Source organism: Frondihabitans sp. PhB161, assembly GCF_003814635.1.
GTDB lineage: Bacteria > Actinomycetota > Actinomycetes > Actinomycetales > Microbacteriaceae > Frondihabitans.
Window position 1 is genome coordinate 477,223 of sequence record NZ_RKQW01000002.1, and the last position, 22,525, is coordinate 499,747.

The 22,525-nt window shown below is 69.2% G+C and carries 21 protein-coding genes; 8 read left to right on the forward strand and 13 right to left on the reverse strand.

The window, feature by feature from the left end:
- Positions 1-2: 2 nt before the first annotated feature.
- Positions 3-401 carry a molybdopterin-binding protein gene (locus EDF39_RS10985; RefSeq protein WP_055963385.1) on the forward strand — a complete coding sequence of 133 codons (399 nt, stop codon included), beginning with the start codon at positions 3-5 and terminating at the stop codon, positions 399-401.
- A gap of 208 nt (positions 402-609) precedes the next feature.
- Here EDF39_RS10985 and EDF39_RS10990 read toward each other — a convergent pair whose 3' ends face one another.
- The 4 genes from EDF39_RS10990 to EDF39_RS11005 are packed head-to-tail and all read right to left on the reverse strand — an operon-like array spanning position 610 to position 4,116.
- The gene (locus EDF39_RS10990) at positions 610-1,089 is read right to left on the reverse strand and encodes a hypothetical protein (protein WP_123943034.1); all 480 of its coding nucleotides are present in this window, start codon (positions 1,087-1,089) and stop codon (positions 610-612) included.
- A 26-nt stretch (positions 1,090-1,115) separates the two neighbouring features.
- Complete coding sequence (locus EDF39_RS10995; protein WP_123943036.1) at positions 1,116-2,369, reverse strand: ABC transporter permease; 1,254 nt, start codon at positions 2,367-2,369, stop codon at positions 1,116-1,118.
- A complete protein-coding gene (locus EDF39_RS11000) occupies positions 2,366-3,058 on the reverse strand; it encodes an ABC transporter ATP-binding protein (protein WP_233573065.1) in 693 nt (230 codons plus the stop codon). Before EDF39_RS11000 ends, EDF39_RS10995 begins: the two co-directional genes overlap by 4 nt.
- Positions 3,055-4,116, reverse strand: coding sequence for a peptidoglycan-binding domain-containing protein (locus EDF39_RS11005; protein WP_158613218.1), 1,062 nt, complete (start codon positions 4,114-4,116; stop codon positions 3,055-3,057). The genes EDF39_RS11000 and EDF39_RS11005 overlap by 4 nt, the downstream gene beginning before the upstream one ends.
- Before the next feature lie 208 nt (positions 4,117-4,324).
- Here EDF39_RS11005 and EDF39_RS11010 point away from each other — a divergent pair, with 208 nt between their 5' ends.
- The 4 genes from EDF39_RS11010 to EDF39_RS11025 are packed head-to-tail and all read left to right on the forward strand — an operon-like array spanning position 4,325 to position 7,453.
- On the forward strand, positions 4,325-4,978 hold the full coding sequence (locus tag EDF39_RS11010) for a response regulator transcription factor (protein WP_123943040.1): 654 nt from the start codon (positions 4,325-4,327) through the stop codon (positions 4,976-4,978).
- A gap of 29 nt (positions 4,979-5,007) precedes the next feature.
- Complete coding sequence (locus EDF39_RS11015; RefSeq protein ID WP_123943467.1) at positions 5,008-6,084, forward strand: HAMP domain-containing sensor histidine kinase; 1,077 nt, start codon at positions 5,008-5,010, stop codon at positions 6,082-6,084.
- Positions 6,085-6,093: 9 nt separating this feature from the next.
- On the forward strand, positions 6,094-7,182 hold the full coding sequence (gene moaA, locus EDF39_RS11020; protein ID WP_123943042.1) for a GTP 3',8-cyclase MoaA: 1,089 nt from the start codon (positions 6,094-6,096) through the stop codon (positions 7,180-7,182).
- Between the two features lie 4 nt (positions 7,183-7,186).
- Positions 7,187-7,453 carry a MoaD/ThiS family protein gene (locus EDF39_RS11025; protein ID WP_123943044.1) on the forward strand — a complete coding sequence of 89 codons (267 nt, stop codon included), beginning with the start codon at positions 7,187-7,189 and terminating at the stop codon, positions 7,451-7,453.
- Between the two features lie 153 nt (positions 7,454-7,606).
- On the opposite strand, the gene EDF39_RS11030 is transcribed toward EDF39_RS11025, so the two are convergent.
- Positions 7,607-8,887: a ThiF family adenylyltransferase gene (locus tag EDF39_RS11030; protein ID WP_123943046.1), complete on the reverse strand. Its 1,281-nt coding sequence runs from the start codon at positions 8,885-8,887 to the stop codon at positions 7,607-7,609.
- On the opposite strand from EDF39_RS11030, the gene EDF39_RS11035 reads away from it, so the two are divergent.
- On the forward strand, positions 8,886-10,472 hold the full coding sequence (locus EDF39_RS11035) for a glycosyltransferase family 39 protein (protein ID WP_123943048.1): 1,587 nt from the start codon (positions 8,886-8,888) through the stop codon (positions 10,470-10,472). The two genes, EDF39_RS11030 and EDF39_RS11035, sit on opposite strands and share 2 nt — an antisense overlap.
- Positions 10,473-10,558: 86 nt before the next feature.
- Here EDF39_RS11035 and EDF39_RS11040 read toward each other — a convergent pair whose 3' ends face one another.
- From EDF39_RS11040 to EDF39_RS11050, 3 genes are read right to left on the reverse strand one after another with little or no spacing between them, the layout of a single operon-like run.
- Positions 10,559-11,503 (reverse strand): 4-(cytidine 5'-diphospho)-2-C-methyl-D-erythritol kinase, encoded by a 945-nt coding sequence (locus EDF39_RS11040; protein ID WP_123943050.1) that lies wholly within the window; start codon positions 11,501-11,503, stop codon positions 10,559-10,561.
- A gap of 9 nt (positions 11,504-11,512) precedes the next feature.
- Complete coding sequence (locus tag EDF39_RS11045) at positions 11,513-12,571, reverse strand: LLM class flavin-dependent oxidoreductase (RefSeq protein WP_123943052.1); 1,059 nt, start codon at positions 12,569-12,571, stop codon at positions 11,513-11,515.
- Entirely contained in the window at positions 12,568-13,536 is a 969-nt protein-coding gene (locus EDF39_RS11050; protein WP_055963416.1) for a RimK family alpha-L-glutamate ligase, read from the reverse strand. Before EDF39_RS11050 ends, EDF39_RS11045 begins: the two co-directional genes overlap by 4 nt.
- Before the next feature lie 96 nt (positions 13,537-13,632).
- Between EDF39_RS11050 and EDF39_RS11055 the strand changes: the two genes are divergently transcribed.
- Together EDF39_RS11055 and EDF39_RS11060 are read left to right on the forward strand one after the other, a co-directional pair.
- Positions 13,633-14,964, forward strand: a complete 1,332-nt coding sequence (locus EDF39_RS11055) for an LLM class flavin-dependent oxidoreductase (protein WP_123943054.1) — start codon at positions 13,633-13,635, stop codon at positions 14,962-14,964.
- Positions 14,965-15,147: 183 nt separating this feature from the next.
- Positions 15,148-17,502, forward strand: a complete 2,355-nt coding sequence (locus EDF39_RS11060; RefSeq protein WP_123943056.1) for a LamG-like jellyroll fold domain-containing protein — start codon at positions 15,148-15,150, stop codon at positions 17,500-17,502.
- A gap of 83 nt (positions 17,503-17,585) precedes the next feature.
- Here EDF39_RS11060 and EDF39_RS11065 read toward each other — a convergent pair whose 3' ends face one another.
- From EDF39_RS11065 to rsmI, 5 genes are all read right to left on the reverse strand, one after another.
- The gene (locus EDF39_RS11065) at positions 17,586-18,140 is read right to left on the reverse strand and encodes a hypothetical protein (protein ID WP_123943058.1); all 555 of its coding nucleotides are present in this window, start codon (positions 18,138-18,140) and stop codon (positions 17,586-17,588) included.
- A gap of 68 nt (positions 18,141-18,208) precedes the next feature.
- On the reverse strand, positions 18,209-19,063 hold the full coding sequence (gene rsmA / locus EDF39_RS11070; RefSeq protein ID WP_055963432.1) for a 16S rRNA (adenine(1518)-N(6)/adenine(1519)-N(6))-dimethyltransferase RsmA: 855 nt from the start codon (positions 19,061-19,063) through the stop codon (positions 18,209-18,211).
- A gap of 1 nt (position 19,064) precedes the next feature.
- A complete protein-coding gene (locus EDF39_RS11075) occupies positions 19,065-20,045 on the reverse strand; it encodes a TatD family hydrolase (RefSeq protein WP_370275180.1) in 981 nt (326 codons plus the stop codon).
- The gene (gene metG, locus EDF39_RS11080; RefSeq protein WP_055964069.1) at positions 20,042-21,619 is read right to left on the reverse strand and encodes a methionine--tRNA ligase; all 1,578 of its coding nucleotides are present in this window, start codon (positions 21,617-21,619) and stop codon (positions 20,042-20,044) included. Before metG ends, EDF39_RS11075 begins: the two co-directional genes overlap by 4 nt.
- A gap of 67 nt (positions 21,620-21,686) precedes the next feature.
- On the reverse strand, positions 21,687-22,502 hold the full coding sequence (rsmI, locus tag EDF39_RS11085; protein WP_123943060.1) for a 16S rRNA (cytidine(1402)-2'-O)-methyltransferase: 816 nt from the start codon (positions 22,500-22,502) through the stop codon (positions 21,687-21,689).
- Between the last annotated feature and the right edge of the window lie 23 nt (positions 22,503-22,525).

Below are 22,525 nucleotides of genomic sequence, written 5' to 3' on the forward strand. Positions count from 1 at the left end.
TCATGCCCCAGCTCAGAATCAGCGAAGCCTCTCGCTACCTCGGCGTCTCGGACGACACCCTGCGGCGGTGGATCGACAACGGCACTCTCGAGGCATCGAAGAACGAGTCGGGCCGCACCGTGGTCGACGGCCTCGCCCTGGCCCAGTTGGCGAAGAAGAACGCCCTTCTGCCGGACGATCCGTCGGGCGTCGGCCGGTCGGCGCGCAACCGGTTCATGGGGCTCGTCACCGACATCAAGCTCGACACGGTCATGGCGCAGGTCGAGCTGCAGTGCGGGCCGTTCCGCGTCGTCTCGCTGATGAGCTCCGAGGCGGTTCGCGAGCTGGGTCTCGAACTCGGTTCCGTCGCGATCGCCGTGGTCAAAGCCACCACCGTGCTCGTCGAGACGCCGTCGCGCTGACACTCTCGAAATAAATTCTCACCAAAACCCAAACCGATGCGGCGAGGACTGCGAATCCTCTTGCAGCGCCGTCCCTACAACGGCGCTCGCTCTCTGCCAGGCGAGAGACCCGCAGCCTGGCATCAGCACACCGGATCGGTGAAACGCCCGGGGTCCCGCAGCGAACAACTCGCGTTGCGGTCTCCCGGGCGTTTGTTCTTCCGGGGGCTTAGAGGCCGCCCCAGTCGCTCAGGTGTTTCTTCTTGCACGCCGGGTCGGCCGCCTTGAAGGCCGGCGTCTCTTGGTCGATCCCCTCCCACGAGATGGTGCCCCGCGCCGCCTGGCTTTCGTCGAACCCGGTGATGCCGGCCTCCGCCATGCAGGCGATGTAGCCCTGCGTCTGCTTGGTCCAGGTGTCTTTCTGCGCGGTGCTCGCGCCCTTGGGTCCGCCGCAGCCGGCGGAGGCCTTCTGGAAGGCGTCTTCGTCGATGCCCTCGGGAATCCGGAGCCCGCCGCTCGCCAACTGGGCGTCGGTGGGGTCTTCGATCGAGATCCCGGCATCACGCATACAGGAGCCCCATTTGGCCGCGGCTCCGTCGGCGGACGGTGTCGGAGAGTCGGACGCCGGCGACGAGCAGCCGACGAGGCTCGCGACGAGGGCGGCTCCGAGAGCGAGCGCGATGACTTTCGGGCGGATGGTCGATGACATGGGATTGCCTTTCGTAGTGGGGTGGGTCAGGCCGCGGCGAGAGCCGAGGTCGGGGGAACGGAGGCGGCTCGGCTCGCGGGGTAGATTCCCGACAGCCCGCCGATGACCACGGTCGAGCCGAGACCGCCGGCGACGGCCCAGACGGGAACGGTCGGTGGCCAGCCCTGGGCGACGGCGAAGATCACGGTCACAACCGCGCCGAGCACGACGCCGCAGGCCCCGCCGAGGAGGGCCAGGAGGAGCGACTCGATCAAGAACTGGTCGCGGATGTTTCGTCGGCGGGCTCCGAGGGCACGACGCACCCCGATCTCGGCACGCCGCTCGAGCACCGTGATGACCATGGTGTTCGCCACGCCGATGCCGCCGACGAGCAGTGCGACGAGTCCGAGGCCGAGGAGCAGCCCTGTGAACGACGCCTCGGATGCCCGCTGCGCCTCGAGAGCGTCGGAGGGACGCGACACCGTGGCTCCGGCCTCGACCGCGGGGTTGGCGGCTCTCGGAAGGAGGGTGCGGACGCCGTCGAGCCGCTCGGGGTCGGCGCGGGCGGAGATCTGCGTGGGAGCCCCGTCGAACCCGAGGCGCGAGGTCGCCGCCGCGACCGGGACGAAGGCCGAGGAGTCGAGATCCGGCGCCAGGGTCAGCGGCTCGAGGATTCCGACGACGCTCCACCAGCTGCCCCCGATCCAGACGCGTTCCGCTCCGGTCACGCGGTCGATGCCGAGCGCCGTGGCAGCGCCGTGACCGAGGACGACCTCGGAAGGCGACCCGAAGGATCCTGCCGTCGCCGCTTCGGTCGGCCCCGGCTCTCGCAACCAGCCCCCGGAGACGAACCTCGCCCGGAGCACGCCCGGGAGGTCACCGAAGGCGGCGCGGACGTCGAGGCCCTTCGTCTGGAGCGTCGGGATCTTGTCGGTGCGATAGACGTGGGCGCCGACGACGAGACCCGTCCCCGCACTCTCGAGGACGCCGGGCACCCGTCCGACCTGGCCGACCGCCGTTGCGGGCAGCGGGATCGTGTCGCCCGTCAGCAATTTGCCGGGCAAGACCGCGAGCACGTTCGTCCCGAGGCGGTCGAGGACTCCCGTGAGCTGCGCCCGGCTCGACGAGCCCAGGCCGACGACGGCCACCATCGCGGCGATGCCGATCGCGATGCCGAGCGCTGACAGGAGGACGCGCGTGGGGCGGGTGCGCAGACCGAACAGCCCCAACCGGAGGAGGTCGCCGAAGCGGACGCCGGTGCGTGGGCCGGTTGCGATCCGGTTGACTTTTGCCGCGGTCATCGCGGGAGTCCGGTGGGCTCGAGCGGAGCGGGCGAGAGGTGCCCGTCGAGCATGCGAACACTCCGCGGGAGCGCTCCGGCGAGGTCGCGATCATGCGTGATCACGACCACGGTCGTCCCGTCGGCATTGAGCTCGCGGAGGACGGCGAGTACGTTCGCGCCCGACGCGCTGTCGAGGGCGCCGGTCGGTTCGTCCGCCAGAAGCACGCTCGGATTGCGGACGATCGCTCGGGCGATCGCCACCCGCTGTTTCTCGCCGCCCGAGAGCATCGGCGGCCGGTGCGTGAGACGGTGCGAGAGGCCCACGCGCTCGAGGGCTTCTGCAGCGCGGCGCCGACGCTCGGCGCGCTCGACGCCGCTGTAGAGAAGGCCGTCTGCGACGTTCTCCACCGCCGTGGCTCCGGCGGCGAGGTGGAAGTGCTGGAAGACGAAGCCGATATGGAGGGCGCGGAGCTCGGCGAGCCCGTCGTCGGAGAGATGGTCGACGCTGTGCCCGGCCACCGAGAGGCTGCCGGAGGTGGGACGGTCGAGCGTGCCCATGATGTTGAGCATCGTCGACTTGCCGGAGCCGCTCGGGCCGACGATGGCGAGCATCTCCCCCGCGGCGACCGTGAGATCGATCGAGTGGAGCACCCGGGTGTCGCCGTACGACTTCGAGATCTGTCGGAGGTCGAGGACGGGGCCGTTCACGAGGGCACCACGACCTCGAGTCCCTCGACGATCCCCTTTCCGCTGACCTCGACCCGGCCCTGCGCGAACAGGCCGACTTTCACCCGAAGGTGGGTGCGTCCGGCAGAAGAACGGGTCTCGACCTCGTAGCCGCCTTTCGGGTCGACGACCAGGGCCGCGACCGGCACCGACAGGACGTCCTTCTTCGCCGCGCCCGGCACGAGCACGTCGACGGCCTGCTCGCCCGTCTCGGCGTTCTCGAGAGCCGAGCCCACCTTCATCGTGACGTCGACGGTCGAGTCGGTCGACGACCCTCCCGTCGAGGGTTCCGGCTGGGAACGCGAACTCTGCGCCGAGACCTTGGCCGCGACCTTCGTGCCGTCGGGCAGACCCACCTCGACGCGATTGCCGATCGCGAAGGCGGATGCCTGCCGCGCGGTGACCGTGCTGGTGACGACGCGCGTGGTCGACGTGTACTCGAGGATGGGTCCGGAGGCGCTCGACCCCGCGGGCGCGGTGACGCCGGCGATCTTCACGTCGCCCGGCACGAAGGCGATCTGGTCGGCCCCGATCACGCCGGTCGCGGCGTAGCCGTGTGCCCGCTGCCAAGCGCTGACAGCCCGTGCCGTCTCGCGTGTGAACTCGTTCGAGGCGGGAACGGCGGTGTCTCCGAGCGCACGGAGGCTGGCGTTCAGCTGCTGCACGTCGCCGCCCGTCATGCCCCACGACATGGCCCGGTAGACGGGCAGGCGCCCATGGAGAGCAACGACGGGGCGCTCATCGACCGTGTAGAGGGTCTCGCCGAGCTTCACGACCGAGCCGAAGGCGGCGACCGACGTGATGGTGCCGGAGGCCGCGGCGACCAGCGTCTCGGGCGACCCGTAGCCGAGCGTTCCGGGATACAGCGTGCTGTCGACGAGGTCGCCCCGCAGCACCGGCGCGGTAGCGGTCGCAACGCTCGACCCCGCCGAACCCGCTGACGCCGGAGACTCGGTCGCCATCGCGACGACCCCGATGCAGGAGCCCCCGACGACGAGGGCGGTCGCGGCTGCCGTAATGACGAGTGTGCGCCGCCGCATCACAGCACCCGCCCTTCGAGTCGGGGAGCGGACGAGGGGGTGGTCGTGAGCATGCACTGGCCTTTCGTGTCGGGGCCGCGTCGGTCGACGCGTCGAGACCAGAAGACCAGGGCGCCTGTTTCGCCAGCGTCTCCCGACCGGAGAGGTCTGCGAAACACGCAGCGTCGTAATGTGCTGAGAGACGTGCGTCCGCCGGAGAGAGGAACCCATGCGACTGCTCATCGTCGAAGACGAGGTCACGCTGGCCGATCTGGTGGCTCGGGGGCTCCGGGCCGAGAACGTCGCCGTCGACGTGGCCTATCGCGGCGACGAGGCCGACGAGCTGCTGACAGTGAACGACTACGACGTGGTCGTGCTCGACCGCGACCTCCCCGGGCTGCACGGCGATCAGGTGGCGCGACGGATCTCGGAACGGGGCGACAGCACCAGGATCCTGATGCTCACTGCTTCAGGAACCCTCGCCGACAGGGTGGCCGGTCTCGACCTCGGGGCCGACGACTATCTGGCGAAGCCGTTCGAGTTTCCCGAACTCGTCGCCCGGGTGCGGGCTCTGGCACGACGGTCGGCACCGGCGTTGCCCACGATGCTGACCTCGGGAGACATCGTGCTCGACCCCGCCCGGCACCGGGCGACGCGCGGTGGTCGACCCCTCGACCTGACGCCGAAAGAGCTGATGCTGCTGCAGGTGCTCCTCGAGGCGCAGGGAGCCGTCGTCAGCGCCGAGGTGCTCTTGGAGAAGTGCTGGGATCACAACGTCGATCCCTTCACCGGGGCAGTCCGGGTCGCCCTGAGCAAGCTCCGCGGCAAGCTGGGCGAACCCGCGGTGATCACCACCGTCCAGGGGCGGGGGTACTGCCTGTGAGGAAGGAGTCGGCGCCGTCCCGACTCGGTTTGCGGGGCCGGACAGCCCTCGTCTTCGCGGTGGCGTTCCTCGTTCTCTCGGGTGGCGTCCTGGCCGGGATCAACGTGTTGACCGCCCTCGGCGTCAGCGCCCGATCGGGCGCCTCGATCACCGCCGATGTCTCCGGCACCTCGACCGGAGCCGGCACGGGCGTGGCCACAGTGGGCGTCGACGAGATCGCGCGCCAGCAGCTCCTGCTCTGGTCGCTCATCGGACTCCTGGCCGCCACCGTGCTCGCAGCCGCCGTCGGCTGGGTCGTCGCCGGCCGCATGCTGCGTCCGGTGCGGATGGTCACCGAGGCCGCGGGCCGCATCTCGGCCGAAGACCTGCACGAGCGCCTCGACCACGCGGGCCCCGACGACGAGCTGAAACGACTCGCCGACACGTTCGACGCCCTCCTCGCCCGACTCGAGATCGCGTTCGACAGCCAGCGACGCTTCGTCGCGAACGCGTCGCACGAGCTCCGCACGCCCCTCGCGATCCAACGAACGGCCATTCAGGTGGGTCTCGCCGACCCCGCGCCCGAGAACGTCGCCGCGACCGCCGAACAGCTGCTGGCTGCCAACCGTCGAACGGAGCGACTGCTCTCCGGGCTCCTCGCCCTAGCCACCGGTCAACGCGGTCTCGAGCGGACCGACGCGGTCGATCTCGACGCGGTCGTCACCGACCAGGTGGAGGTCCGCCGAGCCAGGGCCGCGCAGGAGCACACCGAGCTGCGGGTGCGAGTCGACCCCTTGGTGGTCTCGGGAGACGCGGTGCTTCTCGGGCAGCTCGTGGGCAATCTGCTCGACAACGCCCTCGAATACAGCACGAAGCCCGGAGTCGTCGAGGTCGACCTCGACCCCCGCCGCCTCCGCATCGGCAACACGGGCGCCGTCATCGACCCGGATGCCATTTCGAGGCTGTTCGAGCCGTTCGTCCGCCTCGACGGCGACCGGCACAGTGCCGGTGCACACGCGGGCCTCGGGTTGTCGATCGTCCGGTCGATCGCCGACGCGCACGGATTCACGGTGAAGGCGCAGGCACCGGCCACGGGTGGCCTCGTCGTAGAGCTCGCACTGACATAGGGTCGAGGAATGAGCATTTCGCTGGGCATGCCCACCCTGCCGGGTCAGCAGGATCCTGCGCGCCCGGGTGCCGTCTCCCGCCCCGCGGGCGTTCCCGGCCTCCTCGACCGTTTCAACCGGGTCGCGACCGACCTGCGGGTGTCGTTGACCGACCGCTGCAACCTCCGCTGCACCTACTGCATGCCCGCCGAAGGCCTGCCCTGGCTCGATCGCGAGCAGGCGCTCTCCGCCGACGAGATCGTGCGGCTCGTGGGGATCGCCGTTCGCGACCTCGGAGTGCGCCAGGTGCGCTTCACCGGGGGCGAACCGCTGCTGCGCGCCGACCTGATCGACATCGTCAGCCGCTGCGCTGCACTCGAGCCTCGACCCGAGATCTCGCTCACGACGAACGCGATCGGCCTCGCCTCCCGGGCTCAGGGCCTCGCCGACGCCGGGCTCGACCGGATCAACGTCTCGCTCGACTCCCTCCACGCCGAGACGTTCGCCGCACTGACCCGGCGCCCCTTCCTGCGGCAGGTGATCGCCGGAGTCGACGCGGCTGCCGCAGCCGGGCTCGGGCCCATCAAGATCAACGCGGTTCTGTTGCCGGGCATCAACGACCACGAGGCTCCCGGGCTGCTGCGCTGGGCTCTCGAGCGCGGCCACGAACTCCGGTTCATCGAGCAGATGCCCCTCGACGCCGACCACACCTGGAGTCGCGACAGCATGGTCACAGCAGCCGACATGCGTCAGCTGGTGGACGCCGAGTTCACCCTCACCGTGGCCAGGGAGCCGCGCGACGGGGCGCCCGCCGAACGCTTCATCGCGACGGCGCGCGACGGCTCCGGGCTCACCGGAACCGTCGGCATCATCGCCAGCGTGACCGAGGCGTTCTGCGAAGACTGCCGTCGCACCCGGCTCACCGCCGAGGGCAGCGTGATGAGCTGCCTGTTTTCACACGAGGAGACCGACCTGCGAGCCTCCCTTCGCACCGGTGGCTCCGACGACGACATCGCCGACCTCTGGCGGGGCGCGATGTGGGCCAAGCCGAAGGGCCACGGCATCGACGACCCCTCGTTCGTGCAGTCCGACCGTTCGATGAGCGCGATCGGTGGCTGAAGCGATGTCGACCACCGTCACCCTCCGCTTCTTCGCCGCCGCTCGGGCTGCCACCGGCCTCGACGAGCTCGCCTGCGTGTCGGCGGGCGAGCCGACCATCGGCGAGCTCGTCGACGGTGTGCTTCCGGCCAGTGGCAAGGATCCCGACGAGCTCGCCCGAGTGCTCGGCCGGTGCGCCTTTCTCGTCGATGGCGTCTCGACGCAGGATCGGTCGCGTGTTGTGCCGGCCGGTGCGGTCGTGGATGTCATGCCGCCCTTCGCCGGAGGCTGAAGACCAGAGGCTGGCACGGTGGCCCTCCTGCAAATTTGAAGGAAAAACGCGGCGGGCCGAGCGCAGACATCACGATCGGCGGGGGTCGACGCGAGGTTTCTCCTTCAAATTCGGAGCGGAGCAGGGCCGGGCGGCGGGACGGGGCGGAGCGGCCTACGAGTGCAGGTTCGGCCGGAAGCCGTCGGGGTCGATGTCGCCGAGCGGCAGCGGCACCCGTCCGGTCGCACCAGCACCAGCGGCGAGCGCGCCCGGCCGCAGGTTCCAGCCGAGCATGCCTCGGGTGAGCACGGTGACGTCGTACCCCTCCGCCGCCAGCAGCTCGGCGGCCTGTCGTGACCGCGGCTCGCGCGCGCAGTACACGACGATGGGCACGGCCGGGTCGAGCGGCGGGTGGTCGAAGCTGGTCGACCCGAATCCTGCAGCGAGGATCGACCCGGGGATCGCCTCGACGTCGTGCTCCTGCCGCTCGCGCACATCGACGAGCGCGAAGTCAGCGCCACCGTCGGCGCGAGCGGCGAGGCGCCCCTCCAGGGCGTCGGCGGTCAGGGCCGGAACGGTGACAGGCGGGCGGGCGGCGGCTACCGGGCGGTGCGCCGGATCCTGCCGTCGTTCTTCGGCCCGTTCGGGCGACCGCCGCAGTCGTGATTCGCGCCAGCCGCCGCCGAGCGCGTCGATCGTGACGACCCGGCCCAGCAGCGACTCGCCAGCGCCGGTCAGCAGCTTGATCGCCTCGGTGGCCATGACCGAGCCGACGAGGCCGCACAGGGGTCCGAGCACGCCGACATCGGCGCACGATTCGTCCCAGCCGTCGGCGGGGGCCTGCGGGTGGAGGTCACGGTAGTCGACGGCGAGGCCGTCGGGAGCGGCATCCCAGAAGACGCTGACCTGGCCGTCGAAGCGAGCAACGCTGCCCCAGACGACGGCGAGCCCTCGGGCGGCCGCCGCATCAGCGACCAGGTAACACGTGTCGAATGAATCGCTTCCGTCGACGACGAGGTCGTAGTCGTCGAGGATCCGAACGGTCGCCTCATCGAGACGGAACGCGTGAACGCGCACGGTCACCTCGGCATTGGCCTGCCGCACCCAGTCGGCGGCTGCGCGCGCCTTCGGCAGCCCCACCTGATCGGCGCGGTAGAGCACCTGCCTCTGCAGGTTCGAGAGATCCACAGCATCGTCGTCGACGATTCCCAGGGTGCCGATGCCGCTCTGCGCGAGATACTGGATGATCGGGCTTCCGAGCCCACCCGCTCCGATGACGAGCACTCTCGCGTTATGCAACCGAGACTGACCGCTCAGGCCTATCTCAGGCAATCGGATACTGCGTTGGTAGCGTGCGAAGTCGGGTGCTTTCGCGCCCTCTTCGCTGTGTCGGGGGAAAGCACCCCCGCTCGAGCCTTTTTGTCCGTCACCCACCAGAGGAGGAAGCGCCACCATGACCAACCTCCTCTCGTCGTCGACTGCTGCGATTCCTACTGTACGGCCCTCTCAGACGGGCCCGATCGGTCTGCTTCGACGCCTGCGGGCACAACCGGGCGGCGACCCCGCGATCGCGGGTCTCTTGGGCTTTCTCGTCAGCGTGGCGTTTGCGTGGGTGCCCTCGGTCTGGTTCGACGAGTCGGCCACCGTCGTCTCGGCGACCCGCTCGTGGAAGCAGCTCTTCGCCGAGGTGCAGAACGTCGATGCCGTCCACGCGACGTATTACGCGCTCATGCACGGCTGGTTCGACCTCGTCGGCTACACGCCCTTCACCCTGCGGCTGCCGAGCGCTCTCGCGGTGGGCGTGGCCGCCGGTCTTCTCGTCGTCCTCGCCCGAGAGCTCACCACGCGGCGGACGGCCCTCGTCGCCGGCCTTCTCTTCGTGGTTCTGCCACGGGTCACGTTCATGGCGACGGAGGGGCGTTCGTACGCCACGGCGACGGCCCTTGTAGTCGCCCTCACGCTCGTGTTCGTGCACGCCTCGAAGCAGACCCTGAAGAATCCTTCCCGCTTCGTTCGGTGGTGGCTCCTCTACGGAGTCGTGGCCTTGGCCTCCGGCGCGGTCTTCCTCTACACGGTGCTCGTCGTCGTGGCCCATGGCGTCACCCTCGCGCTCTGGAGCCTGCGCGGGCGCCGCGCCGGCCGGGCTCAGGCCTGGCGTTCGCCCATCGGCGGCTGGTTGGTCTCCTCGGCGATCGTGGGCGCCTGCCTGGTACCGCTGGCCCTCCTGTCGAGCAGCCAGTCGAAACAGATCAGCTGGATCTCGAAGCCCGACTTCTCCACGCTCGTCAGTCTCTTCACCTGGCCGTGGTTCATGCAGAACCTCCCGATGGCGGTGTTCGGCTGGGCGCTCGTCACCGTCGGCATCATCGCGGTCGTGCGGCGGCGATCGCGTTACGACGCTCCCAACGTGGTGCAGATCGCGGTGCCGTGGATCCTCGTCCCCGTCGTCGGCCTGATCGTCGCCTCGACCGTTCTCAGCCCCCTCTACTCGCCGCGATATGTCGCCTTTGCGGCCCCCGCTGTCGCGCTGCTGATGGCGGCGGGCCTGACGTCGCTGAAGTTCCGAGCTGTGATCGGTGCGGGCCTCATCGCCGCGATCGCCCTCACGGCCCCGAGCTACGTCGAACAGCGTCAGACCGAGGCCAAAGACAGCTCGTCGTGGTCGGAGGTGGCCGCCCTCATCGCGAAGGAGCGCGCCCTCGAGCCGAGCGGAACCACCGACGCGATCATCTACGGCCCCATCCGTCGGCACCCGGCTGCATCGGCCCGCAACATCGCCTACTCGTACCCCGACGCATTCGAGGGCATGACCGACGTGACGCTCAAGACGCCCGCCGCCGAGACCGGGTCGCTCTGGGAGACCCGCTACCCGCTGTCGGAGACGATCGATCGCGTCGACGGGCATCGGTACGTCTATCTCGTCACGAGCAACAGGCAAGACCTCCGCCCGAGCGTGACCTCGGCCCTCAAGGCCGAGGGGTACGACGTCGATCAGGAGTGGAGCCTGACCTGGGTGAACGTCGTCCGGTACGAGCGCTAATACCTCTCTGGCAGAACGAAGTCGGCACCGGGGATTCGGCACCGGGTAGTCGGCGCAGGTCGCTCTCGATCAGCCCGAATGCAGCGTCAGTCGGCGATGAGGCGGGCGCCGTGAACAGGACCCGTTGCCCGCACGACCTCGAGCTTCGCTGCGCCGAGGGCGAGTTGCAGTTCGAGCGCCGCATCGAGATCGGGCGCGAGGAACGCGACGGTCGGGCCGGATCCTGACACCATGCCCGCGAGGGCGCCGTTCTGCTCGCCCAGCTCGAGAACCGCGGCGAGCCCCGGCTCGAGGTGCAGCGCGGGGGCCTGCAGGTCGTTGTACATCACGTCGGCGAGGCGGGCGGGATCGCCTGCGCGAAGAGCCTGCAAGACCGCGGAGTCGACGCGGGGTGAGCGCACGACGGGGCTGATGTCGGCCTGGTGCCGCAGCCGGTGCTGGTCGAGTTCGCTGTAGACGGCGGGGGTCGACAGGCCGAAGTCGGCCAGGGCGAGCACCCACTGGAAGGTGCCCTGGGCCAGCGCCGGGCTCAACTCGTCGCCGCGGCCGGTGCCGATGGCCGTGCCGCCCATGAGGGCGAACGGCACGTCGGCGCCGAGCTGGGCCCCGAGTCGCTGCAGTTCGTCGCGAGAAAGACCCGTGTTCCAGAGGGTGTCGCAGGCGAGAAGAGTCGCCGCAGCATCGGCCGAGCCGCCGCCCATTCCGCCGGCGACGGGGACGTTCTTGTCGATCGAGAGTTCGACTCCCCCGCGGTAGCCGGCCGCCTTCGCGAGGAGTTTCGCGGCACGGATGGCCAAATTGGTGTCGTCGACGGGCACGCCGGAGAGATCGATGCCCGCGGTCGTCGAGGTGAAGCGCACCGTGAACTCGTCGGAGTCTCGGGCCCGGACGTCTTCGTAGAGCGAGACAGCCTGGTAGGCGGTGGCCAGCTCGTGGTAGCCGTCGTCTTGCAGGTCTCCGACGGCCAGGAAGACGTTGATCTTGCCCGGGGCGCGGGTGTGCACCACGGTCGAGGGCGCCACAGACGTCATACGACCAACCTACCTGGGTGCGACGGCCTCTCGTACCGACGTCGATTCGGCCCGCACGAGAGGAATGACGTCACGGGCGAACCGCTCCATCTCTTCGACCTGCGGCGAGAACTGGAGCAGCAGCGTGTCGACGCCCACCGCTTCGAACTCGAGGATCCGGTCGGCCACCTGCCGCGGGGTGCCGACGAATCCGGGCCGGAGCCCCCGGTTCGACACCGAATAGTCGCGAAGGTCGGGCTGGTGCTCGAGATGCGACTGCTTGATGAAGTCCTGGTACGACTCGTAGGCGGCGCCCGAGCTCACGTCGGTGATGCGGGCGAGCTCCTGCTCGGCCTCGGCCTCGGTGTCGCGCACGATCGCGTAGGCGGCCATGCCGAACGCCTCGAACGGCGTGGCACCCGCCGCCTCGCGCTTGACACGCATGTCGTCGATCTTGACCCGGAGCTCGTCGACGGTGCCACCGTGCGTCAGATAGGCGTCGGCGAACCCGACGATCGTGGCTTTGCCGGCCGGGCTCTCGCCCCCGGCGTAAATGCGCGGCTGCACCCGCGGCTTCGGCTCGAGGTGGGAGCGGGTGAGGTCGTAGTAGTCGCCGTGGAAGTCGTACGGCGTCTCGTTCCACAGCCCCTTGAGGATGCTGACGAACTCGCTGGTGCGCGCGTACCGGTCGTCGTGCTCCGAGAAGATGCCGCCGTACTGCCGCGACTCCTCCTCCCACCAGGCGCTGACCACGTTGAGAGTGAAGCGACCGCCCGAGACCTCGTCGATCGTCGCGGCCTGCTTGGCCGTGACGGCGGGCAGGTGGTAGCCGGGGCGAACCGCCGCCATCAACTCGAGCTTGTCGGTCACCGCAGCGATCGCGGCCGTGAGCGACCAGGCCTCGAGTGAGGGCGCCGCGACGCCCTTGATGTCGTTGAGGTTGAGCTCGGGGATCAGCGTCAGGTCGAAGCCAACGCGCTCGGCCGTCTGCACGACCTTCTTCACGTAGTCGAAGGTGACGGGCATCTGCTCGTCGTCGATGTTGCGGAGCCAGCCGCCGAAAATCGGTGTCCAGAAGCCGAACCTCATGCAAGGGCCTCGACCTTCGACGACTCCGGGTACCGTGCTTCGAGCAGGCCCCCGAGGAACTTCGCGATCTCGCGCGGCCCCGACTTCGGAGCCGCGGCCTCGACATCGGGGTTGTAGTTCGTGTTGGTGTTGACGTCGTAGACGACCGTGCGGCCGTCGGTCGTCTCGATGAACTCGATGCCGGCGATCTCGATCTCGTTAGCCGCCAAGAACTCGGGAAGCCGCTTGATCAGAGGGTGCTCGGCGATCGGATCGCCGTTCGCCGTCCGCTCGCGCAGGGCGAAGAGCGGGGCCTGGCCGGGAAGCGCGCACGCGTCGGCCGGGCAGAATTCGAAGGATCCGCCCGACGTATCGACGCGCACCGCATACACGAATTCTCCGCCAACGAACTCGGCCCGCGTCACGAACGACTCGGCGCCGACGAGCAGCTCCTGGATGAGCGTGATGCCATCCGGCGACGATTCGAAGTCCGGGCCATCGACCCAGGCCCGGAACTCGTCGATGGAATCCCAGCGGCGGACGCCGAGGCCCTTGCCGCCCTGGTTGTGCTTCGAGATGAACGGAGCGCCGAACGCCTCCGCGGTCGCGACCAGATCAGTCGTGCCGAACACGGCCTTCGTGCGGGGCACGTCGAAGCCGAGCGCCTGCAGAGCAACGTGCTGCTGCACCTTGCTGACCTCCAGGTCGATGACCGTGCGGCCACCGACCGTGCGGCGACCCGCGGCTTCGAGCCACGACAGGGTCGCGCGCGTGAACTCCTTCGAGAACTCATTGCCGCGCGTGTGGGCACTCGCCGACATGCGCGACCAGTAAACGCCCTCGGCGGGTTCGGCCGTGAGGTCGATGGCGCCATCGGTGAGCAGGAGCTCCTCGACGGGAACGCCTTCGGCCTCGAATGCGGCGCGCAGCGGGGGGAACCACTCGGGGTTCTCGTGGATCACGTAGACGGTGGGCTGATCGGTCACCGCCTCAGCCTAGGCACTCGCCTGGGTGTGCGCTGAAGTGTTGCGCCCCGCTACGCGTGCGTCGCACCTCGGCAGCGACACAGGCACACTGGAGCAATGGCACGGATGCAGCACTTCGGATGGTTCTTCGGCCGAGGCTTCGGACCGCAGGGCTGGCTCCGGCCCGACTGGCACTGGAACCTCCGCTGGGATCGCCCCAACCTCTACCAGCAGTCGGCTCGCGAACTGGAGCGCGCCGGCCTCGACCTGCTGATCATCGAAGACAGCCTCTCCCCCGGCCCCCGCGAGCAGCTCGACCTGCGCGTGCGCGGCGCGCTCGGCGCTCCAAAGCTCGACCCGCTCCAGCTCACGCCGTACCTCTTCGCCGCGACCGAGCACCTCGGCGTCGCCCCGACGATCAACGCCGGCGTCTTCCCGCCCTACCTCGCCGCGCGCCAGTTCGCGACTCTGCAGCACCTCAGCGACTACCGCGTCGGCCTCAACGTGGTGACCGACGTCAAGGGCAGCCGCCACTTCGGAATCCCCGAGCTGGCGCACGATCAGTCCTACGACCGCGCCGAGGAGTGGATGCACGTGGTCCGCCAGCTCTGGCACAGCTGGGCTGACGGGGCGATCGTCGAAGACACCGACACCTGGCGCTACGCCGACGGCTCGAAGCTCGACGCGTTCGAGCACCGCGGCGAGTACTTCTCGCTCGACGGCCCGCTCAACGCTCCCCCGTTTGACCCGGCGGCCGGCGGCGGAGACGGCGACCCGGTCATCGTCTCCCCGGGCGGCTCGGGCCGCGGCCTGGAGTTCGCCGGGCGCAACAGCGACGTGCAGCTCGCACTCGCGAAGCTCGACGTGGAGACCGTCCGGGCATACCGGCAGAAGATCCACCGAGCGGCCGAGGCCGAGGGGCGGAAGGCGACCGACATTCGGATCCTTTTCGTTCTGACCCCCGAAATCGTCGCGAGCGAGGAGGAGGTCAACCGGATCGTGGCCGCCTCGGCCCACCCGAGCGACGCCGATCTGCACGAGGTCATCGAACGGCAGTCGATCATCACCGAGACCGACCTCACGGGGCTCGACCTCGACAGGCCGCTCGACCCGGCGGTCTTCGGTCAGCACGTGTCGACGGGCAGCATCGGCGGACTCGTGGGCGGCGCCGACCCGGCCACTCCGTTGCGCGAGCTCTTCGTGGCGAAATATCGCAAGGGCCGGATCAGCGACGGCTCCGGGTTCGTCGGCACGGCCCCGCAGGTCGCCGACTTCATCGAACGGCTCGGCGACGACGCCGACAACGACGGCTTCATCTTCAACGGCGACCTGCACCCGGTCACGGTGCACCGCGTGCTCGACCGGCTTGTGCCCGAGCTGCGGAAGCGCAGGATCCTGCGCTCCTCGTTCGGTACCTCCGGTCTGCGCGGCAACCTCACCGATTTCTGACCGGCCCCGAAACTGACCATCGCGTTTCTCGACAATTCGAAGTAATCTCGGGAGTGTCGTTGCTACGGCCCGACACGGCTACCCGAGCCACCTCCGCGTCAACCGCTACCCGACCGGTTTGCCCTCCCCCAGGCGAACTGGTGCCGAGACGCTGATCCAGTACCACGCACTGAAAGCACCCCTTTGTTCCTGTCCCGAAACAGGAGACTCGCCGCCGCATCGGCAACCGTTCTCGCGCTCGTCGCGGGAAGCCTGGTCGCCGCCGATGCCGCGCTCGCGGACTCCGCACCCACCGCCCCGACCAACCCGAAGACTCCGGCCACCGTCTCGGCGGTGTCACTTCCGACGCCTCAGATCAACGGCGTCGTCTGGACCCAGACCGTCGTCGGCAACACCGTCTTCGTTGGCGGCAAGTTCTCGACCGCGCGGCCCGACGGCGCCCTGCCCGGCCGGTCGACGGTCAAGCGCTCGTCGATCCTGGCGTATGACATCCGGACGGGCGCTCTGATCGCGAAGTTCGCGCCCGTGCTGAACGGCCAGGTCAAGACGATCGTGCCGTCCGCCGATAAGAAGCGTCTCTACATCGGCGGTGACTTCACGACGGTGAACGGCACGACGAGGAACCGGATCGCTGCGATCTCGCCCGCTTCGGGCAACGTCGTGTCGTCGTTCCGCGCTTCCGCGAACAAGCAGGTCAGTGCCATCGGCGTCTACGGGTCGACGGTCTATGCCGGCGGAGCCTTCACGACGATGGACGGCCGGTCTCGAGTGAAGGTCGCCGCCGTGTCGTCGAGCACGGGCGCTCTCACCTCGTGGGCCCCCAAGCTCAAGGGCGGCGACGTGACGTCGATCGCAATCGCGCCGCGCGGAACACGGGTCGTGCTCGGCGGAGCCTTCACGTCGGTGAACGGCTCGTCGACCTACGGCTATGGCCTCGCCTCGCTCGTCCGCACCACCGGTAAGACCACGCGCTGGGCGGTCGACCGCGTTGTCCGCAACGCCGGGGCGAACTCGGCCATCACGAGCCTGACGGCCACGTCGACCGGTGTCATCGGCACCGCGTTCCGCTTCGGCACCAGCGGAAACTTCGAGGGGGCGTTCCGAGCCGACTGGTCGACCGGGGCCGTCCAATGGCTCGAGACCTGCCGGGGAGACGTGTACTCCGCAGCCGTCTCGGGCTCGGTCGTGTACACCGCCGGGCATGCGCACAACTGCGACTCCGTGGGCGGATTCCGCGAGACCAAGCCGGTGACCCACCGCCGCGCTCTCGCGTTCACGCTCGCAGCCACCCAGAAGCTCAATGACCGAGGATCCGGGCCGAACGCCGCTTTCACCGGCCGCCCTTCGCCGAGCCTGCTCAACTGGTACCCGGAGCTCACCCCGGGAACCTTCACCGGCAAGCAGCAGGCGGCCTGGAGCGTCGCCGCGACGTCGAAGTACGTGCTGTACGGCGGAGAGTTCACGGCCGTCAACGGACGCCCCCAGCAGGGTCTCGCGCGGTTCGCCGCACCGGCCTCCGCAGCTCAGTCGACCGGCCCCGTGTCGAACGGCGCCGGGTTCTTGCCCACCGTCACGTCGACGGTTCCGGGAACGGCCACGGTGAGCTGGAAGTCGAACGCCGACCCCGACAACTCGACGCTGACCTACCAGCTCTACCGCGACAGCCTCAACGACGCTCCCCTTTACCAGGTCAAAGCGGACTCGAGCGTCTGGTACCGACCGCGGTTGTCGTTCACCGACACGGGACTCACCCCCGGTGCCACCTATTCGTACCGAATCCGTGCCATCGACCCGTACGGCAACGCCGCCCTCGGCGACCGCGTCTCGGTGACCATCGCATCCACTGCGCCACCGGCGTACGCCGCGTCGGTCCTCGCCGACAAGCCAACATCGTTCTGGCGGTTCGGGCAGGCGAGCGGCAGCACCGTCCGCGACGAGACGGGACTCGCTCCGTTGACCGTCTTCGGAAAGCCCGTCCCCCGGGCCGCGGGCTCCAGTGCCGACCGCACCACCGCGACCCAGTTCACCGGCGCGACGTCGACGTACGCCGGCACCGCGGAGCCGTCGACCACGACAGCGGGAGCCCAGACCATCGAAGCGTGGGTCAAGGTACCCAAGGGCAAGGGCGGCACCGTGGTCGTCTTCGGAGACTCGATCGGCCGGACCTCGGGAGCGACCGACCGGATGCTCTACGTGAGCTCGAAGGGCCTTCCGGGCTTCGACCTTCGATCGTCGACCACCGGCGACCTGCTCGGCAAGAGAAGCATCGCCGACGGCAAGTGGCACCAGTTGGCGCTGACGGCCACGACGAAGTCGGCACAGCTGTTCGTCGACGGCAAGGTCGTCGCCTCGAGGACGGCGGCCATCTCGCTTCCGTCGCGCTGGGGCTACTGGCGAGTTGCCGGCGATCGATCGACGATCGCGAAGCCGTACCTCACCGGCACCGTCGACGACGTGTCGCTCTACCCGCGCGCGCTGTCGAGCAGCCGCATCGCGGCGCACTTCACGGCGTCGAAGAAGGCACCGGCCTCGAAGTAACAAGGATCGGCCATATCGACGCGGTTCGCCGCGTCGATATGGCCGATTCGCGTCGGTATGGCCGATTCGCGTCGGTTCGCCTCTCAGGCGGAAGGCCGAGCGGCGACGCGCTCGATGGCATGCTCGAGGCGACGACGAAGCTCGGGCACGCGTTCGGGCAGCCGGATCCTTGATTCTTCGATCGTGACCGCGCACCGCCCCTCGCGAGACGTACCCACGCGAGCCTCGAGCCGGTCGCCGCTCTCGAGCAGCCACACGGCGACGGAGCGCTCGGGTTGGCGATGCACCTCGGCTGGCGCGGCACCGCCGATCGTCGCGGCCTCGGCGATCGCGCCGTCGAGGAGGTCGGTCTGGGCACCCCGGATGCTGCGGCTCGCCGCCACCGCGAAGGTCCCGTCGGGCTGCTGACCGGGCAGCGCGATGCCGTGCGCCTGCTGATACCGGACGGCCACCGACTCGGCACCCCAGTCGGGCGCCTCGTAGACCTCGACGAGCAGGTCGACGATCTGCGCGTGCGAGAGACGCGTGGCATCTTCGGCGTCGAGGATCTCGAACCACTCGGCCACGCCTCGTCCCGATCTCGCGGCGAGCTTGGCATCCGTGGGGCCAGCCGCCGCTCGTCGCGTCGCCGGGCTCATGGCTGTACTCGACCCGCTCGGTGCGCTCCCCGCCCCCTCGGGCTGTCGCCTCCGCGTCGGAGACACGACTACTCGGCCCGGTCGGCCAGCCGCACTCGGGCGATGGCCAGGAAGTCGTCGACCGTGAGCTCTTCGCCGCGACCCGTCGCCGCCAGGCCCGCGCGCTCGATCGCGTCAGATGCCTCCGCCGACGACCCGAACACGACCGACAGCGACTGCCGGAGCATCTTGCGGCGCTGCTGGAACGCGGCGTCGACGAGCTCGAACGTGGCGGCACGCTCCGCCTCGGTGCCCTTCGGTTCGCGCTGGTCGTAGGCGACCAGAATGCTGTCGACGTTCGGCACCGGCCAGAAGACCTGGCGGCTGACCTGACCCGCCGTCGACCAGATGCCGTACCAGGCCGCCTTGATGCTCGGCGAGCCGTAGACCTTCGACCCGGGCGAGGCCGCGAGACGGAGCCCCACCTCGGCCTGAACCATCACGAGCCCTCGCGTCAGCGACGGGAAGTGCTCGAGGAAGTGCAAGAGCACCGGAACAGAGATGTTGTAGGGCAGGTTCGCGACGAGGTGCGTCGGCTCGGACGGCAGCTCGGTGACCTTCATCGCGTCGGCGACGACCACGGTCAGGTCGGCGTCGGGCTGCAGCAGGCGCACGGTCTCGGGCAGCTGTTCGGCCAGCCGCTTATCGATCTCGACCGCGGTGACCGAGGCACCGGCTTCGAGCAGACCGAGAGTCAAGGATCCAAGACCCGGCCCGATCTCGACCACACGGGTCTCGCGTGCGACCTTGGCAGCCCCCACGATCCGCCGCACAGTGTTGCCGTCGTGCACGAAGTTCTGGCCGAGCTTCTTCGTCGGCTGGATACCGAGGAGGTCGGCGAGGTCGCGGATCTCGGCGGGCCCGAGAAGCGTGCTGGATGCCACGTCAGGCCTCGATCCGGATGGGGTCGGACTCCCACGTGCCGTAGACCAGCTCGGTCGTCGACGTGATCTGCGCGGCGAGCATGCCGACGTCGGTGCCGAGGGTCTCGGCCATCGAGCGCAGGGTGTGCGGGATCAGGTACGGCGAGTTCGGGCGGCCGCGGAACGGGCTCGGCGTGAGGAAGGGCGCGTCGGTCTCGACCATGATGAGACTGCGCGGGGCCTGGATGAGAGCGTCGCGGAGGGCCTGCGCGTTCTTGAACGTGACCGTGCCGGCGAACGACATGTACCAGCCGTTCTCAGCGCAGACGGTGGCCAACTCGGGACCGCCCGAGAAGCAGTGGAAGACCGTGCGCTCGGGGGCGCCGACGCGCTTGAGCGTTGCGACGACGTCGTCGTGGGCGTCGCGGTCGTGGATCTGCAGGGCGAGATTGTGCTTCTTGGCGATCTCGATGTGCGCTTCGAACGACTCGAGCTGCGCGGCACGAGCGGCGTCGCGGGTGTCGTCGTCGGGAAGCCGGAACCAGTCGAGGCCGGTCTCGCCGACGGCACGCACGCGGGGCCTGGCGGCGAGTTCGTCGATCACGGCCAGCGCCTCGTGGAGTTCTCCGGCGGCGGCGAGCTTCGGCGCCTCGTTGGGATGCAGAGCGACCGCCGCCAGCACGCGCGGTTCACGGCTCGCGATCTCGGCCGACCAGCGCGATGTCGCCACGTCGTTGCCGACCTGCACCACTCCGCGGATGCCGACGCTCGACGCCCGGTCGAGGTGCTCGCGGTAGTCGAGGCCCTCTTCGCCGTCTTCGATCTCGAGGTGGGTGTGATTGTCGTAGACCGGAACCGTGAGGGGCTGCGGCAGCGGCGGGTAACTCAGATCGCGCTTCTGGCCGCCCGATTCGTCGCTGCGCTTACGGATGTGGGTCGCGCCGGCGTTCTGGTCGTGAGACGGGGGCATCGTCGCTCCGTCGCCGGATTCTGCGTCAGTCACGCTGTGGCCGGCTCCGGCTGCTCGATGCGCGGGAACAGCGTCGACGGAAGCGGCTGAACGTTCGGTGCCGACGACCACTCCGGAGCGCGGTCGACGTTCTGGCTCGTCAGCTCACCCTGGCCGATCGACGCCCACAGCTTGCGCGTGGCATCCGGGATGAAGGGGCTGAGCAGCACGGTCAGCGTGCCGAGACCCCGAAGCGCCGTGTTCAGCACCGTCGCGAGACGATCGCGCTTGGCTTCGTCTTTCGCGAGAGCCCAGGGCTCCTGCTCGGTGATGTAGCCGTTGAGGGCATCGACGAGCTCCCAGATGGAACCGAGGGCCTCGTGGATCGCGAACCGCTCGATCGCCGCGTCCGCGGCGGCGGTCACGCGCACCTCGGTCTCGCGGATGGCGAGGTCGGCCGCGTCGAGGTCGCCGGCGACGGGCACGGTGCCGTCGAAGTAGCGAGTGATCATGGCGATGATGCGTGACGCGAGGTTGCCGAATCCGTTGGCGAGCTCGGCCTGGTAGCGCGCCGAGATGTCTTCCCACGAGAAGTTGCCGTCGTTGCCGAACGTGATGGCGCGCATGAAGTAGTAGCGGAACGCGTCAACGCCGAAGGTCTCCGTGATCTGCTGCGGCGCGATACCCGTCAGCTTCGACTTCGACATCTTCTCGCCGCCTACCAGGAGCCAGCCGTGGCCGAAGACGTGCTTCGGCACGGGCAGACCGGCTGCCATGAGCATTGCAGGCCAGATGACGGCGTGGAAACGCGCGATGTCTTTGCCGACGATGTGAGTGGCGGGCCAGCGGCGGTCGAACTCGGCCTGCTGATCGGGCACGCCGTAGCCGACGGCGGTGACGTAGTTGAGCAGGGCGTCGAACCAGACGTAGACGACGTGCTTGTCATCCCACGGCACCTTGATGCCCCAGTCGAACGAGGCCCGCGAGATCGAGAGGTCGCGGAGACCCTGCTTGACGAACTGGACGATCTCGTTGCGGACGCTCTCGGGCTGAATGAAGTCGGCCTGCGACTCGTACAGATCGAGCAGCGGCTTCTCGAAGTCGCTCATGCGGAAGAAGTAGTTGCTCTCCTTCAGCAGCTCGACGGGCTTCGAGTGGATGGCGCAGACCTGCTGGCCCTCGAACGGACCGGTGCCGTCGACCAGGTCGGACGCCTGCTTGTACTCCTCGCAGCCGACGCAGTAGAAGCCCTCGAACTCGCCCTGGTAGATGAAGCCGTCGTCGTAGAGCTTCTGCAGGAAGGTCTGCACACCGGTCTCGTGCCGCTGGTCGGTGGTGCGGATGAAGTCGTCGTTGGCGATGTTCACCGTCTCGAGGAGCGGGATCCAGGCCTCCTCGACGAGCTTGTCGGCCCACTCTTTCGGCGAGACGTCGTGGCTCGTCGCCGTGCGCAGAATCTTCTGGCCGTGCTCGTCGGTGCCCGTGAGCAGCCAGGCGTCGTCACCGCGCTGGCGGTGCCACCGAGCGAGCACGTCGGTCGCGACCTCGGTGTAGGCGTGCCCGATGTGGGGCACGTCGTTGACGTAGAAGATGGGCGTGGTGATGAAGAAGGCGTCGCCGGCGGGCATGTCGTCCATCCTAAAGCCGCGCGGCGGTGCGTTTCGGCGTGTGGGAGGGGTCGGCGGGTGTTCACACCTACCGAGCGGCGAGCGCCCCCTGGTACAGGTCGCGCTTCGAGAGACCCGTCGCAGCCGACACCTCGGCGGCGGCCTCCTTCAGGCGGTCACCGGCAGCAACGGCCGCGAGCACGAGAGCGACGCCGGCCGAGAGGTCGACGTGACGGGCCGCGGATCCTTCGATCACGATGCAGATCTCACCCCGGACCCCCTCGGCAGCCCAAGCGACGAGCTCGGCCGCGGTACCCCGCTTGACCTCTTCGTGCAGCTTCGTCAGCTCGCGGCAGACGACCACGCGCCGCGACTCGCCGAGCGTCGACGCCACGTCGACGAGCGAGTCGGCCAGGCGGTGCGGAGACTCGAAGAAGACCATCGTGCGGCGCTCGCCCTCGAGTTCGCCGAGCACCCGCAGACGATCGCCCTGCTTGCGCGGCAGAAACCCCTCGAAGGTGAAGCGGTCGGTCGGCAGCCCCGAGACGGCGAGCGCCGTCAGCACGGCCGACGGGCCGGGAAGAGAGGTGACGGTCACTCCCGCGGCGGCCGCCGCTTCGACGAGCGGGAACCCAGGATCCGAGATTGCCGGCATCCCGGCATCGGTCAAGACGAGCACGTCGGCATTCCGTGCCAGCTCTACGACCTCGGAGGCTTTCTCGCGCTCGTTGTGCTCGTGCAGCGCGATGAGCCGCGGGCGGTTCTCGACGCCGAGGGCGCGCATCAGGTGGATGGCCGTGCGGGTGTCTTCCGCTGCGATCACCTCGGTGTTCGAGAGGGCCTCGATCAGGCGCCGGGAGGCGTCGCCGAGGTTGCCGATAGGAGTTGCCGCGAGAACGATCACCCGCCCATTCTCCTTCGTCGGGC